Source organism: Geodermatophilus normandii, from assembly GCF_003182485.1.
In the GTDB taxonomy this organism is placed as follows: Bacteria; Actinomycetota; Actinomycetes; order Mycobacteriales; family Geodermatophilaceae; genus Geodermatophilus; species Geodermatophilus normandii.
The window spans coordinates 2,212,611-2,229,890 of the sequence record NZ_QGTX01000001.1 but is presented as its reverse complement, the minus strand read 5'-3'; the positions used below and the strand labels follow the sequence as shown (position 1 = coordinate 2,229,890).

The following is a 17,280-nucleotide window of genomic DNA, read 5'->3' as shown; positions in this document are numbered from 1 at the left end:
CCGTCCTCGTCCGTCACACCAGCGAGGCTACGCGTCACCGGTCACGCCAGGACCCGTCCGTGCCGGTCAGGAGCCGGTCGGCTGGATAGCCTGGCCACATGCGTGCGCTCGTGGTGGCCAACCCCGCGGCGACGACGACCACCGGCCGGGTCCGGGACGTCCTGGTCGGGGCACTGGCCAGCGAGCTGAAGGTGGACCTCGCCGACACCACCCACCGCGGCCACGCCCGCGAGCTCGGCCGGCAGGCGCTGGCCGAGGGGTTCGACGTCGTCGTCGCGCTCGGGGGCGACGGCACCGTCAACGAGGTGGTCAACGGCCTGCTGACCGACGGCCCCGGCGCGCACGTGCCCACGCTGGCCGTCGTCCCCGGCGGCTCCACCAACGTCTTCTCCCGGGCGCTGGGCCGCTCGCGCGACCCGGTCGAGGCCACCGGGGAGATCCTCGACGCGCTGCGCTCGGGCCGCACCCGCCGGGTCTCCCTCGGCACCGCCAGCGCCACCGGCACCAGCGCGCCCCCGGACGCCGGCACCGACCCGGCGACCGCGCTGACGGTGGCGCAGGTGGGGGCCGCGGCCGACGACGGCTGGAGTGACCCGCGCTGGTTCGTCTTCGCCGCGGGCCTGGGCTTCGACGCCGACGTCATCGCCCGCGTCGAGGCGCAGCGGGCGCGGGGGCGCCGCTCGACCGGCGCGCTCTACGTCCGCGAGGCCACCCGGGCGTTCGTCCTCGGCCGGGAGCGCCGGCGCCCGGCGATGACGCTGTCGGTCCCGGGCGCCGACGACCTCGACGGGCTGTTCCTCTGCCTGGTCTCCAACGTGAGCCCGTGGACCTACCTGGGCACCCGGCCGGTCAACCCGAGCCCCGAGGCATCCTTCGACGCCGATCTCGACGTCTTCGCGATGGGCCGGATGGGCGTGCTGCGGATGCTGCACCACACGCGGCAGGTGCTGGCCCGCCGTCCCGACGCCCGCGGCCGGGGCGTGCACCGCCTCCACGACCTGGCCGCGCTGGAGCTGCGGGCGTCGCGCCCGCAGGGCTGGCAGCTCGACGGCGACCACCTCGGGACCGCGACCGGGCTGCGCGTGCGCTCGGTGCCGGGGGCGCTCCGCGTCGTCGCCTGAGCGGCCGGTGCCGGTCGCTCCGCCGACCTCCCCGCGTCCGCCGGACACGCCCGGGAGGCTGTGTCAAGCACCACGGCACACCCGAGTGGCGGCCCTAGCACGCCCGTGGTGAGCTTGCTCACGCGGGGTCGACCCAGGGCCTCCGCGCGCTTGACACGCAGTCCTCAGGTGAAAACATCGCGAGAGGAACGCAACCTGCCGGTAACAAGGCGGTAGGCGGTCGCTGGAACGAGGCGCTGGGCAACCGGTGTCGCGCCCGCGCGAGCGGCCCGATGTCAGCGATTTCCGCAAGCAATGTAGTCGACACCGAGGAGTGCACCGACATGGACTGGCGCCACCGCGCGCTCTGCCGGGACGAGGACCCTGAGCTCTTCTTCCCCATCGGGACGACCGGCCCGGCCACCGTACAGATCGAGCAGGCCAAGGCGGTCTGCCGCCGCTGCTCGGTCGTCGAGTCCTGCCTCGACTGGGCCCTGCGCTCCGGTCAGGACTCCGGCGTCTGGGGTGGGCTCTCCGAGGACGAGCGGCGCGCTCTCAAGCGCCGTCAGTCCCGCACCCGCGTCCGCGCCTGACGGACGCCCCGCCGGCACCAGCCGGCTGAGCACCGGCGTGAGGCCGGTCCCCGCTCGGGGACCGGCCTCACGCCGTTCCACGGTCGTCCCACCGGACGACGCCCGGTCACCGGCTACCGACGGGGACGGGCGGCGCCGGGGATGTCGAGGACGACCTCGGTGCCCGGACGGCCCGGGCCCGGCGGGTCCTCCGGGGTCCGCGTGAGCAGCGACCCGCCGAGCTCGCTGGTCACCAGGGTGCGCACGATCTGCAGCCCCAGGCCGTCGCTGAGCGCCGGGTCGAAGCCGTCGGGCAGCCCCTGGCCGTCGTCGCGGACGCGGACCACCAGGTCGTCGCCGTCCCGCTCGGCGACCAGCTCGATCGACCCCGGCGGGCCGTCGGCCGGGAACGCGTGCTCGGCGGCGTTGTGCAGCAGCTCGGTGACCGCCATGACCAGCGGGGTGGCGGTGGCGGCCGGCAGCTCGCCGAAGCCGCCCACGCGCCGGGTCCGCGCAGCCGGGCCGATCGAGGTGAGGTCGCCGAGCATCGGCAGCACCTGGTCGAGCACGTCGTCGACGTCGACGACGTCCTCCCGGCTGCCGGCGAGCGTCTCGTGGACGACGGCGATCGAGGCCACCCGCCGCACCGACTCCTCCAGCGCCGCCCGGGCGGCCGGCTCGGTCATCCGCCGGGCCTGCAGCCGCAGCAGCGCTGCCACGGTCTGCAGGTTGTTCTTCACGCGGTGGTGGATCTCGCGGATGGTCGCGTCCTTGGTGAGCAGCGCCCGGTCCCGGCGCCGGACGTCGGTGACGTCGCGGACCAGCACCAGCGCCCCCTCCTCCGCGCCGGGCGCCTGCAGCGGCAGCGCCCGCACCAGCAGCGTCGCCGAGGGGGCCTCGACGTCCATCGGGTCGGGGAACCGCCCGGCCACCGCCGCGGCGATCCCGGCGGCCACCGCCTCCCCCGCCACGCCGTCGAGCGCGGCGCCGCGGGTCACCCGGGCCAGGTCGGCCCCGACGAGGTCGCCGTTCACCCCCAGTCGCCGGTAGGCCGACAGGGCGTTGGGGCTGGCGTAGACGGCCCGGCCGGCGGCGTCCAGGCGCACCAGCCCGTCGCCCACCCGCGGGCTCATCTCGGCGTCGAGCAGCTTCTCGGGCGGGAAGGTGCCGGCCGAGACCATGAGGCAGAGGTCGGCGGCGATGTCGAGGTAGGTCAGCTCCAGCGTCGACGGCGACCGGGTCACCGCGAGGTTGGTGTCCTTGGCCAGGACCGCGACGACGACGCCGTCGTGCCGGACGGGGATGACCTCGCGCCGCCGGGGGCTGGTGCCCGACCAGTCCGGCTCGCCCTCGGTCACCGGCCGGCCCTCGCGGTGCGCCTGCCGGAACGGATCGGCGTCCGGGCCGTCGACCTCGCTGCCGACCAGGTCCTCGGGCTGGCTGGTCGGCGCGGTGAGCGGGCGCACCTGCGCCACGCACCACCACGCGCCGGTGCGCAGCGGCACCCAGAGGGTCAGGTCGGCGAACGCCAGGTCGGCCAGCAGCTGCCAGTCGGCGACCAGCCGGCGGGCGTGGTCGACCTGGGACGGGGCGGTCGCCGCACCGCGGTGCAGGCGCTCGGAGAGGGTGCTCATCACCTCCGAGCGTATGGCGGGGGCCTGCATAGGCTGGGTACCCGTGGCCGCACCGTCCCCCGCTCCCCTGCCCGTGACCGTCGACGACGCCGTCCCCGCCGACTTCCCGGCCATCGCCGCGCTGACCGTCGGCGTCTACCGCGACGAGGAGCTGGCCTCCGACGCCTACCTGCCGGAGCTGGCCGACGTCGAGGGGCGGGCGGGCCGCTCGCGGCTGATCGTCGCGCGGGAGGGCGGCCGGGTGGTGGGCGCGGTCGCGCTGGTGCTCGACGGCGACTTCGGCGAGATCACCGAGTCCCCGGAGGAGGCCGCGTTCCGGATGCTCGTCGTCGACCCGGCGGTGCGGGGGCAGGGCGTCGGGGAGCTGCTGGTGACCGAGTGCCTGCAGCGGGCGCGCGCGGCCGGCAAGCGCCGGATGGTGCTCTCCACCGACCCGGTCATGACCTCCGCGCACCGGCTCTACGGCCGGCTCGGGTTCACCCGGCTGCCCGAGCGCGACTGGGCGCCGCGGCCGGGCATCGACCTGCTGGTCTACGCGCTGGAGCTCTGAGCGGCGCGGTCAGCCCCGGGAGCGCGCCCGGCCGCCGCCCGACCGCGCCGGACGGGACCGCGCGGGAGCGGCCGGCTCGGCCTGCGGCGTCTCGACGCCCGCCGCCGCGGCGAGCCGGTCCATCTCGTCCAGGATGTCGGCGAGCAGCACGTCGACGTCGGGCAGCAGCTCCGCGCACGAGACCAGGCCCCAGTCGAGGCGGTCGAGGTAGCTCTGCACCGTGATGTTGAGGCCCTGGCCCTCCACGATCGTCGAGACCGGGAAGTAGTGCTCGAGCCGGGCGCCCGCAGCGTAGAGCGGCGCGCGCGGTCCGGGCACGTTGGAGATGACGAGGTTGCCCGGGCTCAGCCGCGAGCCCAGCCGCAGGCGGGCGCTCAGCCGCATCGCCCGCGCGAAGACGGCCGGCGGCGGGAACTCGGCGAAGTCGGTGAGCCGGTCGGCGGGCAGCGCCGAGAAGAGCTCCTTGCTGGTGGCCATCGACTCGTGCACCCGCCGCAGGCGCCGGACGGGGTCGGGCTCGTCGGTGGGCAGGACGGCCGAGAGCATCGACACCCGGTTGGTCCAGCGGTCGGTCTCGTCCCCGGTCCGCACCGAGACGGGGACCAGCGCCACGAGCGGGTCGGAGGGCAGCGCACCGCGCCGGTCGAGCCAGGTGCGCAGGCCTCCGGCGCACGCGGCCATGACGACGTCGTTGACCGTGACCCCGAGCGCCGACTTCACCTGCTTGACCACGTCGAGCGACGTCGACCGGATGGCCAGCTTCCGGTGCGGTGTGATCGGCCCGTTGAACGGCGTGCGCGGCGGCCGCACGCTGGGCACCGCGGGCGGCTGGTCGGGCTCCTCGGGCCGCTTGCGGCCGAGGTTGAGCACGGTGCCGAGCGGCCCGCGCAGGCTCCGGCGGACGTCGTTGGCGGCGCGGACGAGCACGGGGTTGCGCGTGGCCCGGCCGATCTCCCGGGCCGACCAGGCGGCCAGCAGCACCCCGCGGGCCGGCTTGCGGGCCAGCCCGAGCGTCCCGCGGGCCAGCATCTCGAGGTCGCCGGGAGGCCGCTCCGGCGTCCACCGGCCGGTCTCGGGCGGCACGGTGGCGCCCTCGGGGCTGTCGTCGAGCATCAGCGTCATGAGCTCGACGCCGGAGGCGCCGTCGATCGTGGCGTGGTGGACGATCGTCAGGACGGCGAAGCGGCGGTCGGCCAGGCCCTCGATGACGTAGGAGAGCCACAGCGGCTTGCGGCGGTCCAGCGGCCGGGAGACCAGCCGCCCGGCCAGCGCCGCGAGCTGGTCGTCGGTGCCGGGCGGCGGGACGGCCGTGTGGCGGACGTGGAAGTCGAGGTCGAAGGCGGGGTCGTCGATCCAGTACGGGTGGTCGAGGCCCAGCGGGACCTCGACCAGCCGGCGGCGCAACGGCTCGAGCAGGTGCAGCCGTTGCTGCAGCTGACCCTTCCAGGCGTCGTAGGGCCGGTAGTCGGGCGAGTCGGGGCGGGTGTAGATCGACAGGCTCGAGACGTGGCCGAACTGCGCGGAGGTCTCGAGGTGCAGGAACGTCGCGTCCAGTCCTGACAGCTGCTTCATCGGCCTGCCCTCCTGAGGCGTTTCCCGTGCGCCCTCCGGGTGTGGAGGCAGTGTGGCAGGGGCCACACTGCTGCGCAGGGGGCGGTCCCGGTCCGAGGCCGGCCCGCCGGGACGACGGTCGAGACGAGGCGGGGCCATGACGACGACGACGTCGCTGCACCGTGCAGCGGACGAGGGTGCTCCCCCGTGGGTCGGCGCGTCGCCGGTCGCCGCGGTGCTCGCCGCGCAGCGGCCGTGGCGCGAGGCGGCCGCCCTGTTCCGCTCCCCCGTGTGGCGCGGCCGGGGCGTCCCGGACGGCGGCGGCCTGCCGGTCCTGCTCGTGCCCGGCTTCCTGGCCGGGGACCCGTCACTGGCGGTGCTCGAGCGCTGGCTGCGGGCCCGGGGCTACCGGACCTGCACGTCGCGGATCCGCGTCAACGTCGACTGCACCCTCAAGGCGGTCGAGCGCCTGGAACGCCGTCTGGTCGAGTTCACCGACCGCGCGGGGCGGCCCGCGGCGGTCGTCGGGCAGAGCCGCGGCGGGATGTTCGCGAAGCTCGTGGCCATGCGCCGGCCCGACCGGGTCAGCGGGATCGTCACGCTGGGCAGCCCCAACGTCGACCACATGGCCATCAACCCGCTGGTCGCCGCCCAGGTGCGGCTCGTCGCCGCGCTGGGGACCGCGGGCGTGCCGGGCCTGTTCCTCGACGACTGCCTGCAGGGCAGCTGCGCCGACGAGCTCGCCGAGGAGCTGGACCGGCCGTTCCCCGCGCACGTCCCGTACCTGTCGGTGCACTCGCGCAGCGACTGGGTGGTCGACTGGCGCGCCTGCCTCGACCCGGCCGCCGACAACGTCGAGATCGACTCCAGCCACGTCGGCATGAGCGTGCACCCGGAGGTCTACCGGCTGCTGGGCGAGCGGCTGCCCGCCCTGGCCGGGACCTCCTGAGGCTCAGCCGTCGACGACGGTGGCGATGAGGTCGCCCTCCTGCAGCACCTCGCCCTCGACGACGTGCAGCTCCTGCACGACGCCGGCGCGCTCGGTGAGGACGGGGATCTCCATCTTCATCGACTCGAGGATCACCAGGGTGTCCCCGGCGGTGACCTCGCTACCCGGGGCGACCAGCACCTTCCAGACGCTGGAGACCATCTCGGCGTGGATCTCCTCGACCGCCACGCGGCACCTCCTCGCTGACCCGAACCCCCATCCAAGCACGCGGCGCGGTCACCGCGCCGCGGCTCAGCCGCCCGGCGCCGGGTCCCCGTCGGCCAGCTGCTGCAGCACCGCGCAGACCTCCTCGCCGTCGTGCGGCACGCCGGTCTCGGGGAGTCCGGCGAGCGCCGCGGCGGCCGCCCGGGCCGCGGTGGCGGTGTCCGCCGCGCCGGCGCTGACGGTGGCCAGCAGGGCGTCGTACCAGCCGTCGAGCCGGTCACCGGGGTCGTAGCCGCTGACCGCGACGACCTCGGTCTGCCCGGTCGTCCCGCGCAGCCGGCCCGCCGACGGGAGGGCACCGGACACCCGGCCGGCCGTCCCCGGCGGCAGCGTCGCGCGCAGCTGGACGGCGACGGCGGCCCGCGGCGGGTGCTCGTCGACCGTGCGGCGGCGCGGGGTCCGCCGTCCCGCCGCGGCGGCGAGCGCGAGGTCGACCGCGTCGACCCGGTGCGCCCGCTCGAGCACGGCCATGTCGAGGGAGAAGCCGGCCGCGACCTCCCCCAGCTCGCCGTCCTCGGAGACGCCGACGGTGACCAGCCCGCGCCAGCCGACCTCGGCCAGGCGCTTGGCACCGGGCGGCACGTCGCCGGCCGGGTCGGGCGTCCAGGACACCCGAGCGATGCCGGCCGCGCGGTCGCGGGCGACCGCCGTCGGGAAGCGCAGGCCGTCCTCGGTGACGACGGCGAGCAGGCCGTGCTCGCTGGCCGGCTCCACGCCGTCGCCGCCCAGCCGCTCGAGCACCTCGGCCGGCGGGCCGATCCAGGTCAGTCCCGCGGCGGCGACCTCGCCGGCCAGCGCGGCGTTGCCGGCCAGCGCCGGAGGCACCGGCAGGACGGCGCGGACTCCGCTGCGGCGGGCGGCCTCCACGATCCGGTCGACGGCGAGGTAGGACTCGGTGGCCGGCGCCGGCCCGAGCAGCACGGCGTCGTCGGCCAGGCGCACGTGCCGCGCGGAGCGCTCGGCCTCGGAGTAGACGGCCACCGACTTCACGTCGAGCCGGGAGCAGGCCGCGACCACCGCGCACGCCGCGGGCCCCGCCCCGCCACGAGCACGCTCTCGATCCCGTGCTGGGCCACGCTCGCCGGTCTCCCGTCCCCGTGCCGGACCCCGCGGGCCCGGTCTCCCCTGCATGGTGCCCTCCCGAACCGACACCCACGCCACCGGCCGGGGGAGGACCACCCCGCTGTGGGACCCTGGACCCGACCTCGAGCACGACTGCCACGACGACGAGAGGAGGGCAGCGATGTCCAAGCGTGGACGCAAGCGGCGCTCCCGCAAGGGGAGCAAGGCCAACCACGGCAAGCGCCCCAACGCCTGAACGACGCCCTGGCGACACGAGGGTGACGCAGCGGCGCCCCGCCCCGGGACCGGGTGCGGGGCGCCGTCGTGCGTGGGGCCGTCGTGTGGGGGCCGTCGTGTGGGGCGTGTGGGGCCGTCGTGCGTGGGGCCGTCGTGTGGGGGCCGTCGTGTGGGGGCCGTCGTGTGGGGGCCGTCGTGCCTGTGGGCTAGTGCTGGTCGGACCAGTCGGTGGTGACCTGCTCGACGCTGACCTGCTCCACGCTGACGTGGGTGCCGTCCTCGTCGAACGAGACGGTGGTCAGCTGCAGCTTGATCCGGTCGCGCAGGCCCATCGGCGTGGGGTCACCGCCGCAGCGGCGGCGGACCAGCGCCTTGAACTCCTGCTCGATGCCGAACTGCCGCAGACACGGCGAGCAGTCCTCGAGGTGCTCGGCGATGACGGCGCGGCGGGCGTCGTCGGTCTCGTGGTCGAGGAACTCGAAGACGTGCGACAGGACGTCGTCGCACGAGGTGGCGTGCTCCTGCTCGGTGCTCACGACCGCCCCTCCTCCCCGGCTCCGGCGCGGACGAAGCCGCGCTCGCGGGCGTAGTCGGCCAGCAGCTTCTGCAGGCCCCGCCGGCCGCGGTGCAGCCGGGACATCACCGTGCCGATGGGCGTGCCCATGATCTCGGCGATCTCCTTGTACGCGAAGCCCTCGACGTCGGCGAGGTACACCGCCAGCCGGAAGTCCTCGGGCAGCTGCTGCAGGGCCTCCTTGATGTCGGAGTCCGGCAGGTGGTCCAGCGCCTCGATCTCGGCCGAGCGCAGCCCGCTGGAGCTGTGCTCCTCGGCGGCGTACAGCTGCCAGTCCTGCACCTGGTCGGTGGGGTACTGCTGCGGCTGGCGCTGCTTCTTGCGGTAGCTGTTGATGTAGGTGTTCGTCAGGATCCGGTACAGCCAGGCCTTGAGGTTGGTGCCCTCGGCGAACTGGTGGAACGCGGAGTAGGCCTTGACGAAGGTCTCCTGGACCAGGTCCTCGGCGTCGGCGGGGTTGCGGGTCATCCGCAGCGCAGCCGGGTAGAGCTGGTCGAGGTAGGGCAGCGCGTCGCGCTCGAACCGGGCGTCGCGCTCGGCGCGGGTCTCGGCGAGCTCGGTGCGGCTGCCGCCCTCGCGGGCCTCGGGCACCTCCACCGGCGCCCCGACGGCCTGCTCGGCGGTCGCGACGGGCTCGACGGCGGGGCTCTCGCCCGTGGACTCCTCAGGCACCGACCGTCCTCTCTGCGGTACCCGGAGGCGGGCCACCACGTCGGTCGATCCTAGTCGCGCCGCGTCGGGGCGGCCCGGGGGCCGCCGGCGCGGGGTGCGCGCGCGGGCGCTCGAGACGGTGCTGCTCACGGCCCCTACAACCGCGGCCCCGGCGGCGGTCATTCCCCTGGGCGGGGAAGTCGGCGGCGGCGGGGGGACACCGTCGATACAGTCCCCGGCCGTGGCGGCGACCCCGGCGGTGCGGGCCCTGGAGAAGGCACGGGTGGCGCACACCCTGCACCCCTACGACCCGGAGCACCCCGGCGACCAGGGGCACGGCGAGGCCGCGGTGGCCGCGCTCGGGGCCGACCCCCGCCAGGTGTTCAAGACGCTGGTCACCCGCGTCGACGGCGCGCTGACCGTGGCCGTCGTCCCGGTGAGCGGCACGCTGGACCTCAAGGCCCTGGCCGCGGCGGCCGGCGGGCGGAAGGCGGTGATGGCCGACCCCGCCGACGCCGAGCGCACCACCGGCTACGTGCTCGGCGGGATCAGCCCGCTCGGCCAGCGCAAGGCGCTGCCGACGGTCGTCGACGACTCGGCGCTCGGCTTCGCGACGGTGATGGTCAGCGCCGGCCGGCGCGGGTTGCAGGTGGAACTGCCGCCGGCCGACCTGGTCCGCCTGACCCGCGCCCGTACCGCCCCGATCGCGAGAGGACCCCTCGCCCCCCACCACTCGCAGGCTCGCGGCGGGCCCCTGCGAGGGGCCGATCAGGAGTCGGGGACGCCGTAGGGCGTGAGCAGCTGGTCGACCGGTGCGGCGTCGTCGGTGAGGACCTGCGCGTCCCCGGCGAGGGCGGCGACCTCGTCGGCGGAGGCGACCTGCCAGGTCGAGTCCTGCGCGAGCAGCGCGTCGGCGAGGAGTGCCTCGTCCAGCGGCCGCGACGACGCGACGGCGACCACGTTGCCGCCGTCCTCCCCGGCCAGCACCGGGGCGCGGGCGAGCAGCAGCACGTGCGGCCACACCGCGCGCATCGTGGCCAGCTCCGCGCGGACGAAGGCCAGCGGCGGGTGGTCGATGAGGTTGGCGACGTAGACGCCGTCGTCGGCGAGCGCGCGGTCGACCAGCCGCAGCGCCTCCACGGTGGTCAGCTGCCAGGGCACCGACAGCCCGCCGAAGGCGTCGCCGACGACGAGGTCGCGGGTGCCCGCCGGCTCCGCGGCCAGCCCGACGCGGGCGTCGCCGACCCGCACCTGCAGCTCCTCCGACGTCTCCAGGCCCAGCTGCTCGCGGTCGATGGCCACCACACCCGGGTCGACCTCCAGCACCAGGCTCCTGGTGCCGGGGCGCACCTCGGCGAGGTAGCGCGGGACGGTCGCGCCGCCGCCGCCCAGGTGCAGCGCCGACAGCGGCTCCCCCGGCGGCGCGAGGACGTCGGTGACCGCGGCGATCGCCCGGACGTACGTGAACTCCAGGTACGTCGGGTCGGCGAGGTCGACGTAGCTGTGCCGCAGGGTGTCGAGCACCAGCACCCGGCCGGTGTCCCGCTCGGGGTCGGCCACGACGCGGGCGCAGTGGTAGGCCGTCTCCTCCTGGCACGGCGTCGGCGCCACGGCGGCCAGCAGCGACCCCGCGACGGCGAGCAGCAGCAGCGCGGCGGGGACCCGGCCCGCGCCGCCCGGTCCCGCGCGGCGCAGCAGCACCCACACCGCCGCCCCGGCGACGGCGGTGACCAGCCCGGTGCCCACGAGGATGCCGCTGCTCGGGAAGACCGCGATGAGGAGGAACCCGGTGACGAAGGTGGCGGCGATCCCGCCGAGCGTGCCGATGCCCGACAGCCTCCCGACCACCGAGCCGGTGTCGGCCAGGCTCGCCAGCTGCAGCTTGACCACCATCGGCGGCACCGCCGACAGCAGCGCCGCGGGCACCACGACGGCGACGGCGGCCAGCAGCAGCACGGCGCCGGCGTCGGCGCCGGTGAGGAGGGAGCCGGCGAAGCGCACCAGCGGCAGGACGGCGACCACCAGCGCGCCGCCGGCGACCAGCAGCGGCGCGATCAGCGCGCGCGGGTCCCGCCGGTCCGCGGCCGCGCCCCCGGACCACGCGCCGATCGCGATCGCGGCCAGGGCGAAGCCGATGACGGCGGTGTTGGTCTGCAGCGTGATGCCGACGTAGGGCGCGATCAGCCGCAGTCCCACGATCTCGAGCACCAGCACGGCGCCGGAGGCCAGGAAGGTGACGCCGGCGGCCACCCACCCGGGCAGCGCGGCACCGGTGGCGGCACCGGTGGATGCGACGACGGGGGCGCGCTCGCTCAGGGGACGGCTCCTCAGAAGAGCGCGGGCTGGTCGGCCGGGGCGCTGGTGCCCTCGACGCGGGTCACCAGCTCGGCGCCGTTGTTGCGGACGTTGTTGACCGCGGTGGCGACCGGGCGCAGCTCGAGGGCCTCGACCACCGACGGCGGGGTGGGCTCGGTCAGCGCCTCGACGTCGTCGCGGGCCGGGTCGAGCCAGTCGGCCCACCGCTCTCGCGGCAAGACCAGCGGCATGCGGTCGTGGATCTCGGTGAGCGCCCCGACGGCGGGCGCGGTGACCACGGTGCAGGTGTAGAGCCGGTCCTCGCCCCTTCCCCACACCTCGTAGAGCCCGGCCATCGCGAGCACCGACCCGTCGGCCGGCGTGATGAAGAACGGCTGCTTGCCCGGGGAGTCGAGCTTCTTCTGCCACTCGTACCAGCCGTCGGCCGGCACCAGGCAGCGCCGGGACCGGGCGGCCGAGCGGAACGCCGGCTTCTCCGTCAGCGACTCGACGCGGGCGTTGAGCAGCCGGTTGCCCACCGACACGTCCTTGGCCCACGAGGGCACCAGCCCCCAGCGGACCGCGCGCAGCTCGCGGTGCCCGGCGCCGGTCGGGCTGCCCTCGGGATCGCGCTCGCGCTTGGTGCGGACCACGTAGACGTCCTTGGTCGGCGCCACGTTGTAGTCGGCCGGCAGCGGCTGCTGGCCCTCGGCGGGGACCGCCTCGAACTCGACGACGAGGTCCTCGGGACGGCGGCTGGCGGCGTAGCGACCGCACATGGCTGGTCCTCCCGGCTGCTGTCGGGCCGGCCCCGGTCGGGACCGCGGGACCGACTCTAGGCGGGACCGCTGACAGCGCGACTGTGCTGCAGGGCACGGGGTACGCCCGGGGTGGAGACCACGACGAGCAGAGACGAGGATCACCCGCGTGACCGCGACCCAGAACCCCCCGCACGAGCAGCCGAAGACCGCGAGCGAGTCCGCCGAGCGGCGCTACGCGACGGTCAACCCCTTCACCGGCCAGGTCGAGAAGGAGTTCGACTTCACGCCGACCGAGGCCATCGACGGCATCGTCGAGCGCGCCCACGCCGCCTACCAGGAGTGGCGCCTGCGGCCGGTCGAGGAGCGCGCCGCCGTCGTCCGGCGGGCCGCCGAGCTGATGGACGAGCGGCGCGACGACCTCGCCCGGCTCATCACCACCGAGATGGGCAAGCGGCAGGAGGAGGCCACGGGCGAGCTCTACCTCTGCTCGATGATCCTCAAGTACTACGCCGACAACGGCCCCGGCTTCCTCGAGCCCACCCGGATCACCCCGCTGATGGGCAAGGGCGAGGCGGTCGTCGAGACCCGGCCGATCGGCGTCCTGCTGGCCATCGAGCCGTGGAACTACCCCTTCTACCAGGTGGTCCGCGTGGCCGGCCCGAACCTCGTGCTGGGCAACACCGTCATCCTCAAGCACGCCGAGATCACCCCGCAGTGCGCGGTGGCCATCGAGCAGCTGTTCACCGACGCCGGCGCGCCCGAGGGCGTCTTCACCAACACCTTCCTGAAGATCGACGACGTCGAGCAGGTCATCGCCGACCCCCGCATCCAGGGCGTGACCCTCACCGGCAGCGAGCGGGCCGGCAGCGCCGTCGGGGCCCTGGCGGGCAAGTACCTCAAGAAGTCGGTGCTCGAGCTCGGCGGCAGCGACCCGTTCATCGTGCTCGACGCCGAGGACCTCGGCGCCACGGTGAAGGCCGCGACCATGGGCCGGATGCAGAACACCGGGCAGGCCTGCACCGCCTCCAAGCGGCTGATCGTCACCGAGGAGCTCTACGAGCCCTTCGTCGAGGGCCTCAAGCAGGCGTTCTCGACGTTCTCCCCCGGCGACCCGTCCGACCCGTCGACGTCGCTGGCCCCGCTGTCGTCGGAGCGGGCCGCGAAGGACCTGCACGCGCAGATCCAGGACGCGATCGACAAGGGCGCCACCGTCGTCACCGGCGGCACGCGTCCCGAGCACCCCGGCGCCTTCGTCGAGGCCACCATCCTCACCGACGTCACCCCGGAGATGCGGGCCTTCCGCGAGGAGCTGTTCGGCCCCGCGGCCGTCGTCTACAAGGTGAAGGACGCCGACGAGGCGGTCGCGCTGGCCAACGACAGCGACTTCGGCCTCGGCGCCACCGTGATGAGCAGCGACCTCGACCGCGCCCGCTCGGTGGCCGAGCGGCTCGAGGCCGGCATGGTGTGGATCAACCAGCCGACCGGCTCCTCCCCCGAGCTGCCCTTCGGCGGTGTGAAGCGCTCCGGCTACGGCCGCGAGCTCTCCGAGCTGGCCATGTTCGAGTTCGCCAACCGGCGGCTGGTCCGCACGGTGCCGGTGAAGAAGGCCGACCGGCCGGTCGGCGGCTGAGCGGTGGGCGGTGCGGCTGTCCTCCGGGCCGGGCGCCACGGGCAGGATGGACCCGTGAGCCAGGTCTGGACGACGCCGCACCGCCCGACGCCCGTGGCGGCGCACGTCCCGCTGCCCGGGTCCAAGTCGATCACCGCGCGGGCGCTGGTCCTCGCGGCACTGGCCGACGGGCCGAGCCGGATCGTGCGGCCCCTGCGCGCCCGCGACACCGACCTGATGGCCGCCGGCCTGCGCGCGCTGGGCGTCGGCATCGCCGAGGACGGCCCCTCCGCGAGCCCCGACTGGCTGGTCACGCCCGGGGAGCTGCGCGGGCCGGCCGAGGTCGACGCCGGGCTCGCCGGCACCGTGCTGCGGTTCCTCCCACCGGTGGCCGCGCTGGCCGACGGCCCGGTCCGGTTCGACGGCGACCCCCGACTGCGCGAGCGCCCCAACGCCGGGCTCATCGCGGCCCTGCGCGACCTCGGCGTCCCGGTCGACGACGGCGGTCGCGGCCGGGCGCCGTTCACCGTCTCCGGCACCGGCGCGGTGCGCGGCGGAGCGGTCACGGTCGACGCGAGCGAGTCCTCGCAGATCGTCTCGGGGCTGCTGCTGGCCGCCGCGCGGTTCACCGACGGGATCGACCTGACGCTCACCGGCGGGGTGCCGTCGATGCCGCACGTCGAGATGACCGTCCTCGCGCTGCGCGAGCACGGCGTGGAGGTCACCGCCACCGACCGGGGGTGGCGGGTGTCGCCCGGGCCGGTCGCCGCACTCGACCGCGTCGTCGAGCCCGACCTGTCCAACGCCGCCCCGTTCCTCGCCGCCGCGCTGGTCACCGGCGGCCGGGTGACCGTGCCCGACTGGCCCGCCGTCACCACCCAGCCGGGCGCGCAGCTCGACCGCCTGCTGGCCGCCATGGGCGCCGAGGTCGAGCGCACGCCCGACGGCCTGCAGGTCACCGGCACCGGCCGCGTCGCCCCGCTGGTCGCCGACCTCGGCGACGTCGGGGAGCTGACGCCGGTGCTCGCGGCGCTGTGCGCGCTGGCCGACGGCCCCTCCCGGCTGACCGGCATCGGGCACCTGCGCGGCCACGAGACCGACCGGCTGCAGGCCCTCGACGAGGTGCTCACCGCGGTCGGTGCCCGGGTGCGGCAGCTGCCCGACGGGCTGGAGATCGAGCCGGGCCCGCTGCGGCCGGCGCTGCTGGACTCCTACGCCGACCACCGGATGGTCATGGCCGCCGCCGTCCTCGGCCTGGCCGTCGACGGTGTCCGGGTGTCCGGGCCCGAGGCGGTCACCAAGACGCTGCCGGACTTCCGCGAGCGCTGGGCCGGGATGCTCTCGGCCGCGGCGGGGGTGGCCTCCTGAGCCGCCGGCACGACAGCCGGTCGGACGAGGACGACGTCCGGGTCCGGCCCAACCGGCGCGGCTCGCGGCCGCGCACCCGCACCCGCCCGGCGCACAGCGACGCCGTCCCGGGGCTGGTCGTCGGCGTCGACCGCGGCCGCATGACGGTGCGGGTCGAGGGGGCCGGCGGCGCCCCGGCCGAGGTCACCGCGATGCGCGCCCGCGAGCTCGGGAAGCACGGCGTCGTCGTCGGGGACCGGGTGCGGCTGGTCGGGGACACCACCGGCCGCCCGGACACCCTGGCCCGGATCGTGGTCATCGAGGACCGGACGACGTCGCTGCGGCGCACGGCCGACGACACCGACCCCACCGAGCGGGTGGTCGTCGCCAACGCCGAGCAGCTCGTCGTCGTCACCTCGGTGACCGACCCCGACCCGGCGCTGGGGTTCCTCGACCGGTGCCTGGTGGCCGCCTACGCCGGGGGGCTCGAGCCGCTGTTCTGCCTCACCAAGACCGACCTGGCCAGCCCCCAGACGCTGCTGGACCGCTACGCCGGGCTCGACGTCGGCGCGGTGCCGGTGTCGCGCGAGACGCCGCTGGACCCGCTGCTCGAGCGCCTGACCGACCGCACCAGCGTGTTCGTCGGCCAGTCCGGGGTGGGCAAGTCGACGCTGGTCAACCGGCTGGTGCCCGACGCCGACCGGGCCATCGGCGTGGTGAGCAAGATCGGCAAGGGACGGCACACGTCGTCGTCGGCGGTGCTGTTCGACCTGCCCGGCGGGGGCACGATCGTCGACACCCCCGGCATCCGCTCGCTCGGGCTGGCGCACGTCACGGCCGACGACGTGGTGGGCGCGTTCGAGGACCTCGCCGAGGCCGCGGTCGACTGCCCGCCCGGCTGCGGCCACTCGGCCGACGACCCGGACTGCGCGCTGGACGCCTGGGCCGCCGGCGGACCACCCGGCCGCGCCGAGCGGCTGGCCAGTGTCCGGCGGCTGCTCGACGCGGTCGGCCAGACCGGCCCGACGCACTAGGAGGCGCCCGGTGGAGCCGCAGGTCCACTTCCTCACCCTGGCCACCGCCGACCTCGACGCCGCCCGGCGGTTCTACGTCGAGGGCCTCGGCTGGACGCCGCTGCTCGACGTGCCCGGGGAGATCCTGTTCTTCCAGGTCGCGCCGGGGACGGTCCTGGCGTTCTTCGAGACGGCCCAGTTCGCCCAGGACCTCGGCACCGGCCCGGCGCGGCCGGAGGTGTCGGGCGTGACGCTGGCGCACAACGTCGGCGACCGCGACGCGGTCCGCGCGCTGGCCGACCGCATGGCGGCCGCGGGCGGCACGGTGCTGACCGCCCCGGAGGAGGGCGCGTTCGGTGGCGTCTTCCACGCGCTGGTGCGCGACCCGAACGGCGTCGTCTGGGAGATCGGGCACAACCCCGGCTGGTCGGTCGACCCCGACGGGACCGTGCGGTTGTCCTAGCCGAGGGCGCCCTGGCGGCGGGGCCGGCGGAACAGGTCGTCGGTCATCGGCTCGTCGACCGCCTCGATGCGCAGGTCGTGGGTGTCCCCCGCGAAGGTGCCGTCGAGGGCCTCCGCCCACACGCACACCCCGGTCTGCAGGTCGAGCCGGACGAGCGACGCGCTGGGGTACTCCGTCCCCTCGGGGACGCTGCCCCACTCCAGCTCGTCGACCCGGCGGCTGCGCAGCAGCGGGCAGCACCCGCACCGCGGCTCGTAGGCGTCGGTCGGGACGACGAGTGCCTCCCAGGCCGCCCGGCCGGCGTGCTCGACCTCCCGCACGGCCTCGACCACCAGCGGCGGGCCCAGCTCGTCGTCCAGGCCGTCGGCGAGCTCGAGCGGCCGCAGCTCGGCGACCCAGCGGTAGTCCTGCCACATCGGGTCGTGGTCCGCGCCGACCTCCCGGACGACCTCGAGCAGCCGCCCGTCGGCGTCCTCGACGCGCAGCAGGTCGGGCCGGCGCAGCCACCCGCGGACGGGCCCGGACCACGTGGTCCCGTGTCGGCGGCGCTCGGTGAAGCGCAGCGTCGTCCACCGGTCCGGGGAGGACCGGGCGAGCGCGCGGAGGTCGTCGGCGTCGGGCACGTGCGCAGTGTGGGCCCCGGCCGGA

19 protein-coding genes are annotated in these 17,280 nt (G+C 75.8%); 10 read left to right on the top strand and 9 right to left on the bottom strand.

The annotated features are described in order from the left end of the window. Nucleotides 1-98: 98 nt before the first annotated feature. The gene (locus tag JD79_RS10995; RefSeq protein WP_110005538.1) at nucleotides 99-1,121 is read left to right on the top strand and encodes a diacylglycerol/lipid kinase family protein; all 1,023 of its coding nucleotides are present in this window, start codon (nucleotides 99-101) and stop codon (nucleotides 1,119-1,121) included. Nucleotides 1,122-1,393: 272 nt separating this feature from the next. Then, nucleotides 1,394-1,693 carry a WhiB family transcriptional regulator gene (locus tag JD79_RS10990; protein ID WP_425454175.1) on the top strand — a complete coding sequence of 100 codons (300 nt, stop codon included), beginning with the start codon at nucleotides 1,394-1,396 and terminating at the stop codon, nucleotides 1,691-1,693. 113 nt (nucleotides 1,694-1,806) lie between these two features. Here JD79_RS10990 and JD79_RS10985 read toward each other — a convergent pair whose 3' ends face one another. Then, nucleotides 1,807-3,306: a sensor histidine kinase gene (locus JD79_RS10985; RefSeq protein ID WP_110005537.1), complete on the bottom strand. Its 1,500-nt coding sequence runs from the start codon at nucleotides 3,304-3,306 to the stop codon at nucleotides 1,807-1,809. A 43-nt stretch (nucleotides 3,307-3,349) separates the two neighbouring features. On the opposite strand from JD79_RS10985, the gene JD79_RS10980 reads away from it, so the two are divergent. Beyond that, on the top strand, nucleotides 3,350-3,856 hold the full coding sequence (locus JD79_RS10980) for a GNAT family N-acetyltransferase (RefSeq protein WP_245900015.1): 507 nt from the start codon (nucleotides 3,350-3,352) through the stop codon (nucleotides 3,854-3,856). A gap of 9 nt (nucleotides 3,857-3,865) precedes the next feature. Here JD79_RS10980 and JD79_RS10975 read toward each other — a convergent pair whose 3' ends face one another. Further along, nucleotides 3,866-5,428: a WS/DGAT/MGAT family O-acyltransferase gene (locus tag JD79_RS10975; RefSeq protein WP_110005536.1), complete on the bottom strand. Its 1,563-nt coding sequence runs from the start codon at nucleotides 5,426-5,428 to the stop codon at nucleotides 3,866-3,868. Nucleotides 5,429-5,564: 136 nt separating this feature from the next. Here JD79_RS10975 and JD79_RS10970 point away from each other — a divergent pair, with 136 nt between their 5' ends. Then, on the top strand, nucleotides 5,565-6,356 hold the full coding sequence (locus tag JD79_RS10970) for an esterase/lipase family protein (protein WP_110005535.1): 792 nt from the start codon (nucleotides 5,565-5,567) through the stop codon (nucleotides 6,354-6,356). Nucleotides 6,357-6,359: 3 nt separating this feature from the next. Here the strand turns inward: JD79_RS10970 and JD79_RS10965 are convergent, their stop codons facing one another. Together JD79_RS10965 and JD79_RS10960 are read right to left on the bottom strand one after the other, a co-directional pair. After that, nucleotides 6,360-6,584, bottom strand: coding sequence for a biotin/lipoyl-binding carrier protein (locus JD79_RS10965; RefSeq protein WP_110005534.1), 225 nt, complete (start codon nucleotides 6,582-6,584; stop codon nucleotides 6,360-6,362). Between the two features lie 63 nt (nucleotides 6,585-6,647). After that, complete coding sequence (locus JD79_RS10960; RefSeq protein WP_245900014.1) at nucleotides 6,648-7,601, bottom strand: biotin carboxylase N-terminal domain-containing protein; 954 nt, start codon at nucleotides 7,599-7,601, stop codon at nucleotides 6,648-6,650. 262 nt (nucleotides 7,602-7,863) lie between these two features. Between JD79_RS10960 and JD79_RS24520 the strand changes: the two genes are divergently transcribed. Then, entirely contained in the window at nucleotides 7,864-7,938 is a 75-nt protein-coding gene (locus JD79_RS24520) for a 50S ribosomal protein bL37 (protein ID WP_099459150.1), read from the top strand. A 187-nt stretch (nucleotides 7,939-8,125) separates the two neighbouring features. Here JD79_RS24520 and rsrA read toward each other — a convergent pair whose 3' ends face one another. Continuing rightward, on the bottom strand, nucleotides 8,126-8,455 hold the full coding sequence (rsrA, locus tag JD79_RS10950) for a mycothiol system anti-sigma-R factor (protein WP_110005533.1): 330 nt from the start codon (nucleotides 8,453-8,455) through the stop codon (nucleotides 8,126-8,128). Next, the gene (locus tag JD79_RS10945) at nucleotides 8,452-9,165 is read right to left on the bottom strand and encodes a sigma-70 family RNA polymerase sigma factor (RefSeq protein ID WP_281270300.1); all 714 of its coding nucleotides are present in this window, start codon (nucleotides 9,163-9,165) and stop codon (nucleotides 8,452-8,454) included. The genes rsrA and JD79_RS10945 overlap by 4 nt, the downstream gene beginning before the upstream one ends. Before the next feature lie 220 nt (nucleotides 9,166-9,385). Between JD79_RS10945 and ybaK the strand changes: the two genes are divergently transcribed. Then, nucleotides 9,386-9,934 carry a Cys-tRNA(Pro) deacylase gene (gene ybaK, locus JD79_RS10940; RefSeq protein ID WP_110005531.1) on the top strand — a complete coding sequence of 183 codons (549 nt, stop codon included), beginning with the start codon at nucleotides 9,386-9,388 and terminating at the stop codon, nucleotides 9,932-9,934. Here the strand turns inward: ybaK and JD79_RS10935 are convergent. Together JD79_RS10935 and JD79_RS10930 are read right to left on the bottom strand one after the other, a co-directional pair. Further along, complete coding sequence (locus JD79_RS10935; RefSeq protein WP_245900013.1) at nucleotides 9,913-11,394, bottom strand: fused MFS/spermidine synthase; 1,482 nt, start codon at nucleotides 11,392-11,394, stop codon at nucleotides 9,913-9,915. The genes ybaK and JD79_RS10935 overlap by 22 nt on opposite strands. 77 nt (nucleotides 11,395-11,471) lie before the next feature. Continuing rightward, complete coding sequence (locus JD79_RS10930) at nucleotides 11,472-12,218, bottom strand: SOS response-associated peptidase (protein WP_110005530.1); 747 nt, start codon at nucleotides 12,216-12,218, stop codon at nucleotides 11,472-11,474. Between the two features lie 148 nt (nucleotides 12,219-12,366). On the opposite strand from JD79_RS10930, the gene JD79_RS10925 reads away from it, so the two are divergent. From JD79_RS10925 to JD79_RS10910, 4 genes are all read left to right on the top strand, one after another. Next, nucleotides 12,367-13,830: an NAD-dependent succinate-semialdehyde dehydrogenase gene (locus JD79_RS10925; protein ID WP_110005529.1), complete on the top strand. Its 1,464-nt coding sequence runs from the start codon at nucleotides 12,367-12,369 to the stop codon at nucleotides 13,828-13,830. Between the two features lie 54 nt (nucleotides 13,831-13,884). Continuing rightward, nucleotides 13,885-15,177: a 3-phosphoshikimate 1-carboxyvinyltransferase gene (gene aroA, locus JD79_RS10920; protein ID WP_110005528.1), complete on the top strand. Its 1,293-nt coding sequence runs from the start codon at nucleotides 13,885-13,887 to the stop codon at nucleotides 15,175-15,177. Nucleotides 15,178-15,317: 140 nt separating this feature from the next. Then, nucleotides 15,318-16,190 (top strand): ribosome small subunit-dependent GTPase A, encoded by an 873-nt coding sequence (gene rsgA, locus JD79_RS10915; RefSeq protein WP_245900012.1) that lies wholly within the window; start codon nucleotides 15,318-15,320, stop codon nucleotides 16,188-16,190. Between the two features lie 10 nt (nucleotides 16,191-16,200). Continuing rightward, nucleotides 16,201-16,632, top strand: coding sequence for a VOC family protein (locus JD79_RS10910; protein WP_110005527.1), 432 nt, complete (start codon nucleotides 16,201-16,203; stop codon nucleotides 16,630-16,632). Here the strand turns inward: JD79_RS10910 and JD79_RS10905 are convergent. Next, nucleotides 16,629-17,255 carry a hypothetical protein gene (locus JD79_RS10905; RefSeq protein ID WP_110005526.1) on the bottom strand — a complete coding sequence of 209 codons (627 nt, stop codon included), beginning with the start codon at nucleotides 17,253-17,255 and terminating at the stop codon, nucleotides 16,629-16,631. The two genes, JD79_RS10910 and JD79_RS10905, sit on opposite strands and share 4 nt — an antisense overlap. Nucleotides 17,256-17,280: the final 25 nt, after the last annotated feature.